Annotated in this window: 15 protein-coding genes and 1 rRNA gene; 6 read left to right on the forward strand and 10 right to left on the reverse strand. The window is 66.3% G+C overall.

Annotated features, from left to right (window positions below):
* Positions 1-108, reverse strand: a 16S ribosomal RNA gene (locus U1707_RS09260); the annotation flags it as partial.
* A gap of 566 nt (positions 109-674) precedes the next feature.
* Between U1707_RS09260 and U1707_RS09265 the strand changes: the two genes are divergently transcribed.
* The gene (locus tag U1707_RS09265; protein WP_443025681.1) at positions 675-2,174 is read left to right on the forward strand and encodes a lipopolysaccharide biosynthesis protein; all 1,500 of its coding nucleotides are present in this window, start codon (positions 675-677) and stop codon (positions 2,172-2,174) included.
* 39 nt (positions 2,175-2,213) lie between these two features.
* Here the strand turns inward: U1707_RS09265 and U1707_RS09270 are convergent, their stop codons facing one another.
* Positions 2,214-2,645, reverse strand: a complete 432-nt coding sequence (locus U1707_RS09270; RefSeq protein WP_332799808.1) for a CBS domain-containing protein — start codon at positions 2,643-2,645, stop codon at positions 2,214-2,216.
* Between the two features lie 74 nt (positions 2,646-2,719).
* Here U1707_RS09270 and U1707_RS09275 point away from each other — a divergent pair, with 74 nt between their 5' ends.
* Positions 2,720-2,998 (forward strand): hypothetical protein, encoded by a 279-nt coding sequence (locus U1707_RS09275; RefSeq protein WP_332799809.1) that lies wholly within the window; start codon positions 2,720-2,722, stop codon positions 2,996-2,998.
* A gap of 252 nt (positions 2,999-3,250) precedes the next feature.
* Here the strand turns inward: U1707_RS09275 and U1707_RS09280 are convergent, their stop codons facing one another.
* The 4 genes from U1707_RS09280 to hisS all read right to left on the reverse strand — a co-directional run bounded on the left by U1707_RS09280 (position 3,251) and on the right by hisS (position 8,206).
* Complete coding sequence (locus tag U1707_RS09280; RefSeq protein WP_332799810.1) at positions 3,251-4,537, reverse strand: DUF4167 domain-containing protein; 1,287 nt, start codon at positions 4,535-4,537, stop codon at positions 3,251-3,253.
* Positions 4,538-4,794: 257 nt separating this feature from the next.
* Entirely contained in the window at positions 4,795-5,661 is an 867-nt protein-coding gene (gene prmC, locus U1707_RS09285) for a peptide chain release factor N(5)-glutamine methyltransferase (RefSeq protein ID WP_332799811.1), read from the reverse strand.
* Positions 5,662-5,778: 117 nt separating this feature from the next.
* On the reverse strand, positions 5,779-6,852 hold the full coding sequence (prfA, locus tag U1707_RS09290; protein ID WP_056053173.1) for a peptide chain release factor 1: 1,074 nt from the start codon (positions 6,850-6,852) through the stop codon (positions 5,779-5,781).
* Positions 6,853-6,961: 109 nt separating this feature from the next.
* A complete protein-coding gene (gene hisS, locus U1707_RS09295; protein ID WP_332799812.1) occupies positions 6,962-8,206 on the reverse strand; it encodes a histidine--tRNA ligase in 1,245 nt (414 codons plus the stop codon).
* Between the two features lie 49 nt (positions 8,207-8,255).
* On the opposite strand from hisS, the gene U1707_RS09300 reads away from it, so the two are divergent.
* The 3 genes from U1707_RS09300 (at position 8,256) to ppa (ending at position 11,676) form a co-directional block, all read left to right on the forward strand.
* The gene (locus tag U1707_RS09300; protein ID WP_332799813.1) at positions 8,256-8,906 is read left to right on the forward strand and encodes a DUF1345 domain-containing protein; all 651 of its coding nucleotides are present in this window, start codon (positions 8,256-8,258) and stop codon (positions 8,904-8,906) included.
* Positions 8,907-9,113: 207 nt separating this feature from the next.
* Positions 9,114-11,024 carry a M61 family metallopeptidase gene (locus U1707_RS09305; protein ID WP_332799814.1) on the forward strand — a complete coding sequence of 637 codons (1,911 nt, stop codon included), beginning with the start codon at positions 9,114-9,116 and terminating at the stop codon, positions 11,022-11,024.
* 73 nt (positions 11,025-11,097) lie between these two features.
* Positions 11,098-11,676, forward strand: a complete 579-nt coding sequence (gene ppa / locus U1707_RS09310) for an inorganic diphosphatase (RefSeq protein ID WP_332799815.1) — start codon at positions 11,098-11,100, stop codon at positions 11,674-11,676.
* Between the two features lie 120 nt (positions 11,677-11,796).
* Here ppa and U1707_RS09315 read toward each other — a convergent pair whose 3' ends face one another.
* From U1707_RS09315 to ispG, 4 genes are all read right to left on the reverse strand, one after another.
* Positions 11,797-12,273, reverse strand: a complete 477-nt coding sequence (locus U1707_RS09315) for a GNAT family N-acetyltransferase (protein WP_332799816.1) — start codon at positions 12,271-12,273, stop codon at positions 11,797-11,799.
* A complete protein-coding gene (locus U1707_RS09320) occupies positions 12,270-13,169 on the reverse strand; it encodes a DMT family transporter (RefSeq protein WP_332799817.1) in 900 nt (299 codons plus the stop codon). The genes U1707_RS09315 and U1707_RS09320 overlap by 4 nt, the downstream gene beginning before the upstream one ends.
* 15 nt (positions 13,170-13,184) lie before the next feature.
* Positions 13,185-13,511, reverse strand: coding sequence for a hypothetical protein (locus U1707_RS09325; RefSeq protein WP_332799818.1), 327 nt, complete (start codon positions 13,509-13,511; stop codon positions 13,185-13,187).
* 435 nt (positions 13,512-13,946) lie between these two features.
* Entirely contained in the window at positions 13,947-15,095 is a 1,149-nt protein-coding gene (ispG, locus tag U1707_RS09330; RefSeq protein WP_332799819.1) for a flavodoxin-dependent (E)-4-hydroxy-3-methylbut-2-enyl-diphosphate synthase, read from the reverse strand.
* A 128-nt stretch (positions 15,096-15,223) separates the two neighbouring features.
* Between ispG and U1707_RS09335 the strand changes: the two genes are divergently transcribed.
* Positions 15,224-15,745, forward strand: coding sequence for a DUF1993 domain-containing protein (locus U1707_RS09335; protein ID WP_332799820.1), 522 nt, complete (start codon positions 15,224-15,226; stop codon positions 15,743-15,745).
* The last annotated feature ends 12 nt before the right edge of the window (positions 15,746-15,757 follow it).

Raw genomic sequence — 15,757 nt, forward strand, 5'->3', positions numbered from 1 at the left:
CACGCGTTACGCACCCGTGCGCCACTAAGGCCGAAGCCTTCGTTCGACTTGCATGTGTTAGGCATGCCGCCAGCGTTCATTCTGAGCCATGATCAAACTCTCAAGTTTATGTCACCAGCCAATCGCAGTGGAATTCCACGATCAACCAGCTCATCTCAAGGAGCCGCTCTGCACAATATCATTCAGACAATCGCTACAGTCCGAAAACCGCAACAATCATCCATTACATATGGAATATGTGAAGGACATATGAGAACGACTTAGCTTTAAACGATACTCCGGAGCCTTGAGGACCCCAGAAACCGCAAGCCGCCGCCCACATGTCCCTTCATCTTAACCTACAATGTCAAAGAGCCGACAAAAATACCGACACTCGCATAACCCTCCTCTCGGAAAGCTTGGAGCATCTGGTTTTCTGCGACCGCTGCGTCCAGACCCTGGGGTCGTTCGCTGCGGTGACACCCCTCTAGGGGCGTCTGCGATTCGCGTCAAACACAATCTTGCATATTTGTGGCAATTTTCTCCGGCTGGCGCGTTTATGACGCCCTCGATCGGGAATCCCTGGACCGCTAGGATATTGGATATACCGGGAATTTGTACCCGCGACGCCACCTCCTTCCATGCCACAGTTTTAAGGCCTCGCCTTAATTCGTTGTGAAGGGGCATATCGCTACATGCCCGTCCCGATGAACATCTCGACGCCCTCCTCGCTTCCTACCAAGGATGAGCCCTCGCTTGCCGGGCAGGTTCGGAGCGCGCTCATCTGGCGGTCGGGCAGTCAGATCGTGGCGCAGCTGGTGCAATGGAGCGCCACCTTCCTGGTGATCCGCATCCTTGCGCCTGCGGACTATGGCCTGTTCGCGATGTGCCAGGTCATCCTTACCTTCATGGCGATGCTAAACGGCTACGGGCTGGCGAGCGGCCTGATCCAGCAGAAGGAGATCAGCCACCGCGAAGTGCGCCAGTTGTTCGGGATGCTCATCGTCCTGAACGTGGCGCTGGCGATCGCCCAGCTTTCGCTCGCACCGCTTGCCGCCGCCTATTATCGCCAGCCGATCGTCGGCGACATGCTGCGCGTGCAGGCGCTTCTCTACCTGACGACCCCGTTCATCGCCCTGCCCTATGCCTTGCTGTCCCGCGCCATGGATTTCCGCCATCAGGCCAAGGCGAACATCATCGCATCGATAGCGTCGGCCGGCGCGGCCCTTAGCGGTGCGCTGTATGGGCTCGGGGTCTGGACGCTGGTACTCGCGCCGCTCGTGCTGTTCAGCGTGCGCGGCGCGATAATGACTTGGTCGGCGCGTTCGCTCGTGTGGCCGAGCTTCGACTTTCGAGGTGCCGGCACGATCGCGCGCTATGGCGGCGTGATGGCGGCGAGCCAGTTGTTCTGGTTCCTGCAGAGCCAGGCCGACGTGTTCATCGCCGGGCGGAGCTTTTCGCCGCACATGCTCGGCATCTATACGACCAGCCTGTTCCTGACGCAGATCTTCGTCTCGAAGTTCGTCCCCCCGCTGAACGAAGTCGCCTTTTCGGCCTATGCGCGGATGCAGCATGATCCCGACGCGATCGCCCGGGCCTTCGTGCGGGGGGTACGGATGGTGATGATCGTCGCGATGCCGTTCTACATGGGATTGGCGGCGACAGCGGAGCCCCTGGTGCTGACGATGCTGGGCGACAAATGGCGCGAGACCGCCCCGGTGGTGCACCTGCTCGCGCTCGCGATGCCGTTCATGACGTTGCAGGTGTTGTTCACGCCGGCCTCCGATGCGCGGGGTCGCCCCGGGATCGGCGTGCGGAACGGCGCGACCGGCGCGGTCATCCTGGCCACCGCGTTCCTGGTCGGCGTGCATTGGGGCCCCATCGGCCTGGGGGTCGCCTGGATCGTCGCCTATCCGCTCTATCTCTCGATCAGCGCGTGGCGCACGCTGCCGGTGATCGGCGTCCGTGCGCGCGACGTCGGATCCGCTGTCGCAACGCCGGCGCTCGGAGGGATCGCGATGGCGCTGGTGGTCCTGCTGGTCGACCGCAACCTGCCGCCGCTCGACGCGCACTGGCGGCTGGCGATACTCGTGCCGATCGGCGCCGCCGTGTATGCGAGCTGGATGCTCGTCTTCGCGCGCGCCACGATCGACGAGGCCATCGCGATCGCGCGGAAGCGGCCGCTTCCTGCCTGATCCGGGGCCGCTTCATCCAGCCCCCTGCCCCCCATCACCTTACGCCGACTGGATATACTCGCGCATCGCCGCCGCGTCGGCCTCGATCCGGTCGATCCGGTATTTGACGAGATCGCCGATCGACACGAACCCGACCAGCGTATCGCCGTCGATCACCGGCAGATGGCGGATCCGACGCTGCGTCATCAGCGACAGCGCGCCGATCGCCGATTCGGACGGGCCGATCGATTGCACCGCAGTCGTCATCACGTCGCCGATCCGACGCGCCAGCGCCGCTGCGCCGTCTGCCTGAAGACAGTGAATGACGTCGCGTTCGGAGAAGATGCCCGCCACTTGCCCGCCCTCGAGCACGGGCGCCGCGCCGATCCGCTTGTCCGCGAGCAACGCCACCGCGTCCGCCACCGTCGAATCGCGATGAAGCGTAAGGACGTCCCCCGCTCGCTTGCCGCCCAGGATTGCCGCGATCGTCATGTTCGCCTCTCCATCTCCCGCGTCTTCGTAGCGCGTAGATTGAAGAAACCATGTTTGCGCGGCAATGGGAAGCGATGAGCAATCCGCCGCCCGGCCTGGACGACCCGCACTATGCCGCCTTTGCCTGGGCGCGGTTTCGCAGGATCATGGCGTGGATGGTCCTGGCCGCCGCGATCTGCGTAGCCGCGATCATCGCCGCGATGGCGCATATCCAGGGGCCGCTGCATCTGGTGACGATGCTCGCGGTGATCGGCGGCGTCGGCGGATCGGTGATGATGGCGGGCCTGCTGATGGGCCTCGCATTCCTGAGTTCGGGCAGCGGGCACGACGAGGACGTTACCCGGATCGACTGAGGGGGCGGCAAGCCGGGGCTAAAATCGCGCACTGTCTTCCCCCTCCCGCTCGCGGGAAGGGCCGGGGGTGGGCACGCGGTCTCGACCAGTGCGGACGTGGATAGCGCGAGCCCCCCAGCCCCCTCCCCGCGAGCGGGTGTGGAGGCGATTAGCCACCCACCCCTGCTGAAACACCCCCGCTGACGAAAAAGGCCGGCACCGCACTAGGCGGTACCGGCCTTTTCAATCCTCGGACCGACGTCGGCGCGAGGCTCAGCCAGCCTGGACTTCGTCCGGTACCGCGCGAACGCGGCGGCGGCGGGGCTTTTCCTCCGCAGCGGCGTCGGCTGGAGCGGCGGCGGCTTCGGGTGCTGGCGCCGGCGATGGTGCAGGGGCGACCGTTGCCGAGATGCCGAGCGACGGCGGCAGGCGATCCGCGTCGAACGCGGTCGGTGCGTGCTCGTCCTGCCCGCCCTGATCCCGTGCGCCCTGATCCTGCGCGACGGGTGCGTCGAGGCTGCGATCGCGGCGCGGGCGACCGCGACGGCGGGGTTGCTCCTCGGTCGCGGCGACGGGCATCGTCGTCTCGACGGCTTCGTTCGGCTGGGCCGCCTGCTCGGCGGATTCGGTTACCGAACGGACCGCGTCCGCTTCCGAATCCTGGTTGGCGTTGGCGACCGGTGCGCTCACGCGGGGTGTGCGGCGGACCGTCTCGCGCTGCGGCGTGTCGCGGTACTCGCTGCGGGGCTCGCGGACCTGCTCGTCGCGGGGCTGCGTCTCGCGCTGCTGGGTCTCACGCGCCTGCGCTTCGCGAGCCTGACCCTGCTCTTCGCCGGTGCGGTCGTCGCGCGGCTGGGCATCACGCGGGGTGTTGCGCTGGTTACGCGAGTTGTCGCCACGGACGCGGTCGTCGCGCTGACCTTCGTTACGCGGCTGCGCCTCGTTGCGCTGGCCCTCGTTGCGCTGACCGTCATAGCGGTTGTTCTCGTACCGGGGACGCTCTTCGCGCTGCGGACGATCGTCACGCTGAGGGCGGTCCTCGCGGTTCTGGTTGTCGCGAGTCTGGCCTTCGCGGTTCTGGCGGGGCGCGTTCTGGTACTGGCCGTTCTGCTGGCCACCATTCTCGCCACGGTTCTGCTCAGCCGAAGCCTGGCCACCCTGCTGCTCGCCCGAGCGGATCGGTTCGCCCTCGTCGCCGTAATCGTCGTCCCCGTCGAGATCGAAAGGCTGCTGGCGACGCGGCTGCTGCTGCGCCTGCGGCTGGCTCTCTTCGAAGCGGGCGCGGGTTTCGCTCAGGACGCGGAAATAATGATCCGCGAACTGGAGGTAATATTCGATGTTGACGCGGTCGCCTTGCTGCTGCGCGTCGCGCGCGAGGTTCTTGTACTTCTCGTACAGCTGGCTCGCGTTGCCGCGCGCGCGGCTGTCGATGCGGTTGCCGGTATCGCGACCACCCTGGCCGCCACCGCCACCTTGGCGTTGACCGCCACCACTACCGCCGCCGCCATTATTATTGTTGCCACGACCGCGACGGCGGCCGGCTTGCCGGTTGTTGATCAAGCTTGTGTCCTCAGTCGTCGAACCAAAATCTGGTCGTGCTCCGAAATGCGGTGCAAACCCCCGTCGCGCACCGACGATCTATACGAGATCGGTGCGTCGAACTTGCCAGGGCCGCCGGACTGCAGCGACCTCAAAGCGAAGGATGCGGGTCAACGCTCAAAACCGACCATGATGTCGAGATTGCGTGCCCCTGCACGCGTGATAGCGGCCGGAAGGGGCCTACTACAAGCGAAATGTGGGGTTTAGCCCCATATTGTTCACGTCGTGGCGTCTTTGGTAGCGACCAGCGCGCGCGCGTTGCCGCCATAGTCGTGGTGGAGCGCAACGTGCAGGCCTTGCGCTTCGAGGAGCGCGGTGACGGGGGCGGCTTGGGTCGAGCCGATCTCGATCACCGCTGCGCCGCCGGGGGCGATCAGCGCGGGGAGTTGCTCGGCGAGGATGCGGTAGTCGTCGAGGCCGTCGGTGCCGGCGAAGAGTGCGGCATGGGGTTCGTGGTTATGGACTTCGGCTGGCAGGCGTTCGTCGGTGGCGATGTAGGGCGGGTTGGCGAGGATCAGGTCGAACTGGCCGGCGATCGCGCTGGCCCAGCTTCCGTGGATGAAGCGGGCGCGGTCGGCCATGCCGAGGGTTGCGGCGTTGGCGCGGGCGTAGGCGAGCGCTTGGGGGGAATAGTCTACGCCGAGGCCTTGCGCGGGCCATTCGTCGAGCGCGGCGAGGAGTAGCGTGCCGGGTCCGGTGCCGAGGTCGAGTATCGTTGCGGGGGCGCGGCCGGCGAAGTGCGTTTGGGCGGCGATCAGGAGCGTTTCGCTGTCGGCGCGGGGGACGAGTGCGCCGGGGCCGACGGCGAGGTCGATCGACCAGAAGCCGCGGGTGCCGGTGATGTAGGCGATCGGCTCGTGGTTGAGACGGCGTTCGACGAGCGCGGCGAAGGTGTCGGGGACGGCGTGGCGATCCGGGTCGAGGAGGATCGCGTTACGCTCGACGCCAAGTGCGTGCGCCATCAGGAGTTCCGCGTCGAGGCGCGGGGTGGCGGAGAACGCGAACTGCCCAGCGGCGGTGGCGAGCGCTGTCCTTACCCCCCCGCCCGCTTGCGGGAGGGGGTTGGGGGGTGGGCACGCGCTCACCGCGGATGCACCGGCTGCGAAGTTTCGACAGACCAGAGCGACCCGCCCGTCTGGAACCAGCCGCGAGCCCACCCCCCGGCCCCCTCCCGCTTGCGGGAGGGGGGGAAGTAGGAACGCTCAGCCATCAAGCTGCGCCAGGCGGTCCGCTTCGTCCTGCGCGACCAGCGCGCCGATCAGTTCGTCCATCTCGCCTGCGACGATCTCCGGCAGGCGGTGCAGCGTCAGGTTGATGCGGTGATCGGTGACGCGGCCTTGCGGGAAGTTGTACGTGCGGATCCGTTCAGACCGGTCACCCGAGCCGACCATCGACTTACGCGCCCCTGCCCGCTCGGCATGCAACCGATCACGCTCCGCCTCGTACAGCCGGGTCCTGAGCACGCGCAAAGCCTTGGCCTTGTTCTTGTGCTGCGACTTCTCGTCCTGCTGGATCACGGTCAAGCCGGTCGGGATGTGGACGATCCGCACGGCGGAGTCGGTCGTGTTGACCGACTGCCCCCCCGGCCCCGACGAGCGATAGACGTCGATGCGCAGGTCCTTGTCGTCGATCTTGACGTCGACCTCCTCCGCCTCGGGCAGCACCGCGACGGTCGCCGCCGAGGTGTGGATCCGGCCGCCGGCCTCGGTCGTCGGCACGCGCTGGACGCGGTGCACCCCGCTCTCGAACTTCAACTTGGCGAACACGCCCTGGCCGGTGACACTGGCGACGACTTCCTTGAAGCCGCCCGCATCGGACGACGAGCCGGAGATCATCTCGACCCGCCAGCCCTGCGATTCGGCATAGCGCTGGTACATCCGGAACAGGTCGCCCGCGAACAGCGCCGCTTCGTCGCCGCCGGTGCCGGCGCGGACTTCGAGCATCGCCGAGCGCTCGTCCGCGGAATCGCGCGGCAACAGCGCGAGCGCGAGTTTGCGGTCCGCGGTCTCGAGCAGCGTGCGGTTCTCGTGCAGTTCGTCCGACGCCATCGCGCGGAGTTCGTCGTCGGCATCCTCGGCCATGAACGCGAGGCTTTCGGCCTCCTGCCGCAGCCGGCGCACCTCGGTGGCGGCTTGGGCGACGGGTTCGAGCTCGGCATATTCCTTCGACACCGCGACGAAGCGGTCGGAGGGGAGATCGCCGGTCGACATCAGCGCCTGGAGCTCGTCACGCCGCGCCTCGATCGCGCGGATGCGGTCGGGGGATATTTGGGTCATGCGAAAACGCCCTCCCCCGCCGTCATCCCAGCGAACGCTGGGATCCAGAGTAACGTAGTGCAGCATTTGTGGCTCTGGATCCCAGCGTTCGCTGGGATGACGGCGGGGGTCAACGCAACGCCTCCGCCAGATCGGCAAATGCGACTTCGGCCTGCGTGCCTGCACCAAGTGTCTTCACCGCGGCGACACCTTTCGCCAGTTCATCGTCGCCGATGATGATCGCGAACCGGGCGCCAAGCGCATCCGCCTTCGCCATCCGCGCCTTCATCTTGCCCTTGTAGGCCATCTCGACCGCCACGCCCGCGCGCCGGAGATCCGCGACGATCCCGGTTGCGCGCGTTTCGGCATCAGCGCCCATCGGCACGACGACCGCGTCGATCGTTGGCGCCGCCGGCTCGTCCAGCAGCATCGCCAGACGCTCGACACCCGCGGCCCAGCCCACGCCCGCCGTCTCGGGCCCGCCGAGCGACCCGATCAACCCGTCATACCGGCCGCCGGCTAGGACCGTCCCCTGTGCACCCAGCTTGTCGGTCACGAACTCGAAGGCGGTGTGGCGGTAGTAATCGAGGCCGCGGACCAGCCGTGCGTTGCGCTCCCACGCGACGCCCGCCGCATCGAGCCCGGCGGTCACCGCTTCGAAGAACGCGCGCGCCTCGGGGGTCAGATACGCGTCGATATCGGGCGCGCTGTCGGCGATCGGGCGGTCGCGCGGGTCCTTCGAGTCGAGGATCCGCATCGGGTTCTTTTCGAGCCGGGTCAGGCTGTCCTCGGACAGTTCGCCGCGGTGCGCCTCGAAATGCGCGACCAGCGCCTCGCGCCACGCATCGCGCGTCGCGGCGTCGCCCAGCGTGTTGAGCTGCAACGTCACGCCCTCGGAAATGCCGAGTTCGCGCAGCAACTGGTCCGCCAGCACGAGCAGTTCGACGTCCGCCGCCGGCTCGGCCGCACCGATCACCTCGGCATCGATCTGGTGGAACTGCCGGAAGCGGCCCTTTTGCGGGCGTTCGTAGCGAAACACTGGTCCGCTGGTGGTGAGCTTCAGCGGCGCGAATTGCTGCCAGCCTTCGGTCAGATAGGCGCGCGCGATACCGGCGGTGAACTCGGGGCGGAGCGTCAGCGAATCCCCGCCGCGATCCTCGAACGTGTACATCTCCTTGGACACGACGTCGGTTGTCTCGCCGAGCGAGCGCGCGAACACCGCCGTGGACTCGAACACCGGGATATCGACGCGCTGGAAGCAATACAGCGCCCGCACGCGCTCGAACGTCGACAGGACATGTGCGAACCGGCGCTGTTCGTCACCGAAAATGTCCTGGGTGCCGCGGATACGACGCGGAGTTTCAATTTTTGCCATGATGCGCGCGTATCTAGGCGACGTCCCCGCGAAGCGCTAGCGCTGTGGCATGACTGAGAAAGCCAGATATTGGGGCCTCGGCCAACGCGTCGCCCCGCCGCGCTTCATCCTGTTCGCGCTGGTCTTCGTGATCGGCCTGGTGGCGCTGATCCCGCCGCTGGGCCTGGGACGCGGAACGATGACCGCGTTCGACATCGCCGCGGTCGTGTTCCTGATCGCGGTCTCGACGCTGTTCCGCAATGGCAGCGCCGAGCGCATGCGCCGCGCCGCCGACGAGAACGACGCCAACCGCGCGGTGCTGCTCGGGTTCAGCGGCACGATCATGCTGGTGATTCTGGTCGCCGTCGCCAAGGAACTGCAGGGCAAGAACGACGCGGTCGGAATCGCGCTGACGATCGCGACGCTGGCGCTCGCGTGGCTGTTCTCGAACATGATCTACACGCTGCACTACGCGCATCTCTATTACATCGACGATCCGGACGGGAAGGACGCGAAGGGCCTCGACTTCCCGAACTGCGACGAGCCCGATTACTGGGACTTCGCGTATTTCGCGTTCACGCTGGGGATGACGTTCCAGACGTCGGACGTCGAGATCACCTCGCGCCGGGTGCGAAAGGCTGCACTCGGGCAGTGCATGGCGGCCTTCGTGTTCAACATTGGCGTGCTGGCGTTTACGATCAACGTGCTTGGGAGCGGCTGAGCTCTCCCCCGTCGTCATCCTGACGAAAGTCAGGACCCAGGGTTACTGGCGTTGCACTGCGTGGCTCTGGGTCCTGACTTTCGTCAGGATGACGGGAAGGGGTTTGGCGAGCGCAGGGCCCCGAACTTCCCCCGGCAAAGGACTGGACGGCTGCCCTTTCCGACGATTACACCTTGTGACATCGTCTCTCAGCCGGAAGGCCCTTCCTTGATCCGCAAACTTATCGTCGCGTCCCTGCTCGCGTCTGCCGTTCCTGCAATCGCGCAAGTCCCCGCCGGCAATACCGCGCCGCAGCCGGTGCCGTTCGTCGACACCATCCCCGACGCGGTCGACACGCCCTATCCGGGCACACTGCTGCTCGACGTCGATGCGACCGATACCGAGCGTGGCATCTTCCGCGTGAAGCAGACGATCCCGGCCAAGGCTGGGCCTATGGCGCTGCTCTACCCGAAGTGGCTGCCCGGCGCGCATTCCCCGCGTGGCGAGATCGAGAAGCTCGCCGGCCTCGTGATCCGCGCCAACGGGAAGGTCGTGCCCTGGACGCGCGACCCGGTCGACGTGTTCGCCTTCCATATCGACGTGCCGACCGGCGCCAAGACGCTGGTCGCGGAATTCCAGTTCATCTCCGCGACCAAACCCGACCAGGGCCGCGTAGTGATGACGCCGACGATGGTCAGCCTCGAACCCAACCTCGTCAGCCTGTACCCGGCCGGCTATTTCACGCGTCAGATTCCGATCAAGATGACCGTCACCTATCCGACCGGCTGGACCGCAGCGGGTGCGGTGCCGGCGAAGGTGTCGGGCTCGACCTACAGCTACGACACGACGAACTACGAGATCCTCGTCGATTCGCCGACGCTGGCGGGCAAGTACGGCAAGGTCTGGCCGCTCAGCCCCCGCGTGGATCTCAACGTCTTCGCCGACAGCCCCGACCAGCTCGCCGCCAAGCCCGAGCAGATCGACGCGCACAAGCGCCTCGTCGATCAGGCGGTGAAGACCTTCGGCGCGCAGCATTACGATCATTACGAGTTCCTGCTGTCGATCACCGATCAGCTCGGCGGCATCGGCCTCGAGCATCACCGCAGTTCCGAGAACGGCGTGAAACCCGGCTATTTCACCGAGTGGGACACGGGGGCCGCCGCGCGCAACCTGCTGCCGCACGAGTACACGCATAGCTGGGACGGCAAGTTCCGCCGCGGCGCCGATCTGTGGACGCCCGACTTCCGCACGCCGATGCGCGATTCGCTGCTGTGGGTGTACGAAGGGCAGACGCAGTTCTGGGGCTATGTGCTCCAGGCGCGGTCGGGGCTGGTCAGCAAGCAGGATACGCTCGACGGCTATGCCTCGATCCTCGGCGTCTACGACAGCGCAAAGGGTCGCGAATGGCGCCCGCTGATCGATACCACCAACGATCCGGTGATCTCGGCGCGGAAACCAAAGGGCTGGACCAGTTGGCAGCGCTCGGAGGATTACTACAACGAGGGCCTGATGGTCTGGATGGAGGTCGACGCGATGCTCCGCCAGAAGTCGGGCGGCACCAAGTCGATCGACGACTTCGCGAAAGCCTTCTTCGGCGTCCGCGACGGCGATTACGGCGAACTGACCTACACCTTCGCCGACGTCGCCAGGACGCTGAACGGCATCGTCCCCTATGACTGGGCGACGTTCCTCAACACCCGCCTGACCGAGACGGGCAAGCCCGCGCCGATCAACGGCTTTGCAATGAACGGCTACAAGCTGGTCTATGGCCCCGAACAGAGCCCGTATCTGAAGCAGGCCGAGAAGACCCGCGGCACCGATGTCAGCTATTCGCTCGGGCTGGTGATCAACAAGGACGGCGTCGTGACTTCGTCGATCTGGGATAGCCCCGCGTTCAAGGCGGGCCTCGACGTCGGCACCGAAATCGAGGCGGTCAACAGCGAGGCATACTCGTCGGACCGGATCAAGGCGGCGATCCTCGCGGCCCAGGGTACGAAGCTGCCGATTCGCCTGACGGTCAAGAACAACGACCGATTCCGGGACATCACGCTCGATTACCATGACGGGCCGCGCTATCCGCGCCTCCAGAAGGTCGGTACAGGGGAAGGCGGGCTCGACAGGCTGCTGACGCCGCGTTGAGCCTTTGAAATCTACCGGTGCCGGTCGCTCCCCAGACGAGGAGCGCCGGCACCGTCATATCGAAAGGACCGCCATGCGTATCGATCTCATCCCGACCGGCAAGAACCCGCCCGAGGACCTGAACGTCATCATCGAAGTGCCGACCGGCGGCGAGCCGGTGAAGTACGAGTTCGACAAGGCCTCGGGCGCGCTGTTCGTCGATCGCATCCTGCACACGCCGATGCGCTATCCGGCGAACTACGGCTTCGTGCCGCACACGCTCAGCCCCGATGGTGATCCGCTCGACGCACTGGTGATCGCGCGCTCGCCGTTCATCCCGGGCTGCGTCGTCCGCTGCCGCCCGATCGCGGTGCTGAACCTCGAGGACGAGGCCGGCGGTGACGAGAAGCTTGTCTGCGTACCGGTCGACGCCGTGTTCCCCTATTACGCCAATATCGGCGAGCGCGCCGACATGCCCGAGATCGTGTTCGAGCAGATCGAGCATTTCTTCACGCACTATAAGGATTTGGAGAAGACGAAGTGGGTCCGCGTCGGCAAGTGGGGCGACGCCGAGGAGGCCAAGCGCATCACGATCGAGGCGATCGAGCGTTATGAAGCGGAGAAGGCCAAGGGCGAAGAGCCGATGAACGCGGACAACGCCGCAGGGCGGTAAGCGCCGCCGTTACGCAGGCCTCGTCACCCCGGACTTGTTCCGCGGTCCACCGTTCCGCACGATCGAAACCATCGAGTGTGCGGAGCGGTGGATGCCAACAAGTCCGGCATGACGATAGGGCTACCGCCCCGCCAACCGAACCAGCGCAGCGCCGGACATCCGCTGGATCGTCCAGTCCTCCATCCCGACCGCGCCGACCTTGCGGTAGAACGCGATCGCGTCGGCATTCCAGTCGAGCACCGACCATTCGAACCGCGCACAGCTGCGATCGAGCGCCACGCCGGCCAGATGTGACAGAAGCGCAGCGCCGACCCCCTGCCCGCGTGCTTCCGGTGTCACGTACAGGTCCTCGAGATACAGCCCGCGCTTGCCCGTCCAGGTCGAGAAATTGTGGAAGAACAGCGCGAACCCCAGCGGACCGTTCGCGGTCTCCGCGATCAGAGCCTCCGCTGCCGGCTTTTCCCCGAACAACGCCTCTTCCAGCGTCGCCTCGGTCGCCTCGACCGCATCCGGTTCGCGCTCGAACGCGGCGAGTTCGCGGACGAAGCGCAGGATCGTACCGACATCGGCGCGGGTGGCGGAACGGATATGGGTCATGCACTGGCCTCGATCGAACTCTGCGCGATGTCACGCCGCCGCGCCGCGTACAGGCACGCGACGACGATGATCGCCGCGCCCGCCAGCGTGAACGCCGATACCCGCTCGCCGAACACCAGGTAACCCAGCGCGGCCGCATAGACGAACGACGTGTATTCGGTGGTCGCCAGGAACCCGGTATCGCCATGCGCATACGCCCAGCCGAGCAGCCACAGCGATGCGGTCGCGAGCCCGGCGGCCAGCACGAGCTTGGGCCACTGCGCCGCCTCGGGCATCACCGCCAGCCAAGGCGCTGCCAGCGCCAGCGTCGCGGTGATGACGAGCGCCTGGAAGAACGCGATCTCCCCCGGCCGCGCCGCTTGGCTCTGCAGTCGGGCGATTACCAGGTTGATCGCATACAGCACCGCCGACCCGAGTACCGCCAGCGCGCCGTGAAACGTCTCCGGCCCCGCGACGCCGCGCCCCTGCCCGATCATGACCACCAGCACGCCGGCCAGCGCCGCGATCGACGCGACGACCGCCTTGCGCCCCACCCGCTCGCCCAGCGTCACCGCACCGAGCAGCAGCGCCAGGATCGGCGCGATGTAGGTGAGCGAAATCGCCTGCGCCATCGGCACGCGTGCCAGCCCCCAGAAGAACAGCACCGCCATCGCCGTCGTCACCAACCCGCGCGCCAGATGCAGCTTCAGCGCGCGCCCGCTCGGCCGCCCGCTGTTCCCGAGCTTCCACGCGACCGCGCCAAGGCCGACGCTGATCATCTGCCGCCAGAGCAGCGCGTTGTAGACGCCGATCGCCAGGACGAGCGACTTCATCACCGCATCCATCATGGAGAACAGGCCTATGCCCAGCGCGGCGATCGCGAAGGCCAACGCTGGAGAAACGACGCGCGATGTCATCGGAACAGGCGGATGTCAGGCGCGATCGGCTGCGGCACCGATCCGCGCCAGTCGCAGCAATTCGGGAAGCGCCGTCCTGACGGCCGCAATCAACGCCGCGTTGTCCAGCGACCGCCCATCAGCGGGAACGACATAATCGTGATGCTGGATGGAGGTCGCAGCGACAACGCCGTGATAGGTCGAGCCCGATAGATCGTCGTTATCACCCGACGTGTTGGGCTTCGTCGCGACAGCCGTCGCGCACGTTGCGTTGTCGTCATCCATCGCCCGCACGTACCAAGGACCGGGCGTCGCGGCCCGATCCAACGCGGTCAGTGCATCGAGATCGGCGGTCGTCATCATGCGTATCCCATACGCCGCATCGAACCGGCACGCCATCGCCGCACGTTGCTCAAAGGGATCGACATTCGATTTGTCGATCCCTTCCCGCCAGGGGGGTGGTGCCAAATGCGACGGAGGCGGCGGAGCGAGATGACGGTCATCCCACCGCCCCCTCCGTCGGGCTATGCCTGCCCATTCAAGGGAGAGGATCGGCCAACTTCGCCGATCGTGGATGTCGATCCGCACGGATGCGGTTCCCCCGCGAAGGCGGGGGTCCAGGAGCCGCAACCGTCATCGCCTGCTACCCTGGGCTCCCGCCTTCGCGGCAGAACGAGAAGAGCATGCGCCCGATCTCTCGTCATCCTGACGAAAGTCAGGATCCAGAGCCATTGAGGTCGGTGTTCGTTACCCTGGATCCTGACTTTCGTCAGGATGACGGGGCGTGGTGGTAACCCGCTACTCCGCCGCCACCGGCACCGGCACCGGCACCAGCGCCGCCATCGCCTCGTCCGCAGCGTCGATCTCCGCGGCCTTCGCCTCGACCAGCCGGACGATGTGGTCGACCATGTCGGCATCCTGGACGTGGTGGTCGGTTACCCCCGACAAATACACCATATGCTTGCCGTTGCCGCCGCCGGTAATGCCGATATCGGTCTCGCGCGCTTCGCCGGGGCCATTCACCACGCAGCCGAGCACGGACAACGACATCGGCGTGCGGATATGCTGCAACCGCTCTTCCAGCGCCTGCACCGTGCGGATCACGTCGAACCCCTGCCGCGCGCACGACGGGCACGACACGACGCGGACGCCGCGGTTGCGGATGCCGAGCGCCTTGAGGATCTCGAACCCGACGCGGACTTCCTCTTCGGGCTCGGCCGAGAGCGACACGCGGATGGTGTCGCCGATGCCGTACCAGAGCAGGCTGCCCATCCCGATCGCCGACTTCACCGTGCCGCCAACGAACCCGCCCGCCTCGGTGATGCCGAGATGCAGCGGACAATCGACCTGTTCGGCAAGCTGCTGGTACGCCGCGACCGCGAGGAACAGATCGGACGCCTTCACCGCGACCTTGAACTCGTGAAAGTCATGGTCCTGCAACAGCTTGATATGATCGAGCGCCGACTCGACCAGCGCGTCGGGGCAAGGCTCGCCGTATTTCTCGAGCAAATGCCGCTCCAGCGAACCGCCGTTGACGCCGATCCGGATCGCGCAGCCATTCGACTTCGCCGCGTCGACCACTTCCTTCACCCGCGCCGCCGAGCCGATATTGCCCGGATTGATCCGCAGGCAGGCCGCGCCCGCGTCGGCGGCTTCGAGCGCGCGTTTATAGTGGAAATGGATGTCCGCGACGATCGGCACGCGGCTCGCGCGAACGATCTGCTTCAGCGCGGTAGTCGATTCGACGTCGGGGCAGCTCACGCGAATGATGTCGACACCCGCGTCTTCGCAACGCCGAATCTGGTCGACCGTCGCCCGCACGTCGTCGGTCGGCGTGTTGGTCATCGTCTGCACCGTGACAGGAGCGTCACCGCCGACGGGGACGTTGCCGACCATGATCTGGCGGCTCTTGCGGCGGGTGATATCGCGCCAGGGACGAAGGGACATGAAGATTCCTCGTGGGTTCACCGCCTCATATAGCGTGGCAGGCGGCGGAACGGAACATCGCTGGCGGGCAGGGCGAACGTCGGCCATAGCTGCGCGTGCCAAACACGATCCTATACGGAGCCACGTCGATGACGCTTTCCCTTTACGATGCGACGATCCCCTCGAACCTCCAGATCCTGCGCGCGGTCGATGCGCTGCTCGACAAGGCCGAGGCGTTCGCCGCCGAGAAGAGGATGGAGCCGGCCGGGCTGATCGATGCGAAGCTCGCCGACGACATGCTGCCGCTCGGCTATCAGGTGAAGTCGTGCGCCGCACATTCGGTGGGCGGGATCGAGGGCGTCCGCGGCGGCACCTTCTCGCCCGACCGGTCAGCCTGGCCGACCGACTTCGCCGGGTTGCACGCCATCCTGCGCGACGCCATCGCGACGTTGGAAGCGATCGACCGGGAGGAGTTCGACACGCTGGCGGACAGCGACACCAAGTTCGAGTTCGGCACGTTCGTCATGCCGTTCACCGGCGCGAACTTCCTGCTGTCGTTCTCGCAGCCGAACTTCTATTTCCATGCCACCACCGCCTACGCGATCCTGCGCGCGCAGGGGCTGCAGATCGGCAAGCGGGACTTCCTCGGCACGCCGCGCATGAAGGCGTGAACCGACGCGGGG

The organism is Sphingomonas sandaracina (assembly GCF_036663695.1).
Lineage (GTDB): Bacteria > Pseudomonadota > Alphaproteobacteria > Sphingomonadales > Sphingomonadaceae > Sphingomonas.

Excerpts from the sequence above, each read along its gene's own strand:
- U1707_RS09265 (WP_443025681.1), top strand. The coding sequence starts at position 675 with ATGCCCGTCCCGATGAACATCTCGACGCCCTCCTCGCTTCCTACCAAG.
- U1707_RS09300 (WP_332799813.1), top strand. The coding sequence starts at position 8,256 with ATGACTGAGAAAGCCAGATATTGGGGCCTCGGCCAACGCGTCGCCCCG.
- U1707_RS09315 (WP_332799816.1), bottom strand. The coding sequence starts at position 12,273 with ATGACCCATATCCGTTCCGCCACCCGCGCCGATGTCGGTACGATCCTG.
- U1707_RS09270 (WP_332799808.1), bottom strand. The coding sequence starts at position 2,645 with ATGACGATCGCGGCAATCCTGGGCGGCAAGCGAGCGGGGGACGTCCTT.
- U1707_RS09335 (WP_332799820.1), top strand. The coding sequence starts at position 15,224 with ATGACGCTTTCCCTTTACGATGCGACGATCCCCTCGAACCTCCAGATC.
- prfA (WP_056053173.1), bottom strand. The coding sequence starts at position 6,852 with ATGACCCAAATATCCCCCGACCGCATCCGCGCGATCGAGGCGCGGCGT.
- U1707_RS09275 (WP_332799809.1), top strand. The coding sequence starts at position 2,720 with ATGAGCAATCCGCCGCCCGGCCTGGACGACCCGCACTATGCCGCCTTT.
- U1707_RS09325 (WP_332799818.1), bottom strand. The coding sequence starts at position 13,511 with ATGATGACGACCGCCGATCTCGATGCACTGACCGCGTTGGATCGGGCC.
- ppa (WP_332799815.1), top strand. The coding sequence starts at position 11,098 with ATGCGTATCGATCTCATCCCGACCGGCAAGAACCCGCCCGAGGACCTG.
- U1707_RS09320 (WP_332799817.1), bottom strand. The coding sequence starts at position 13,169 with ATGACATCGCGCGTCGTTTCTCCAGCGTTGGCCTTCGCGATCGCCGCG.
- ispG (WP_332799819.1), bottom strand. The coding sequence starts at position 15,095 with ATGTCCCTTCGTCCCTGGCGCGATATCACCCGCCGCAAGAGCCGCCAG.
- hisS (WP_332799812.1), bottom strand. The coding sequence starts at position 8,206 with ATGGCAAAAATTGAAACTCCGCGTCGTATCCGCGGCACCCAGGACATT.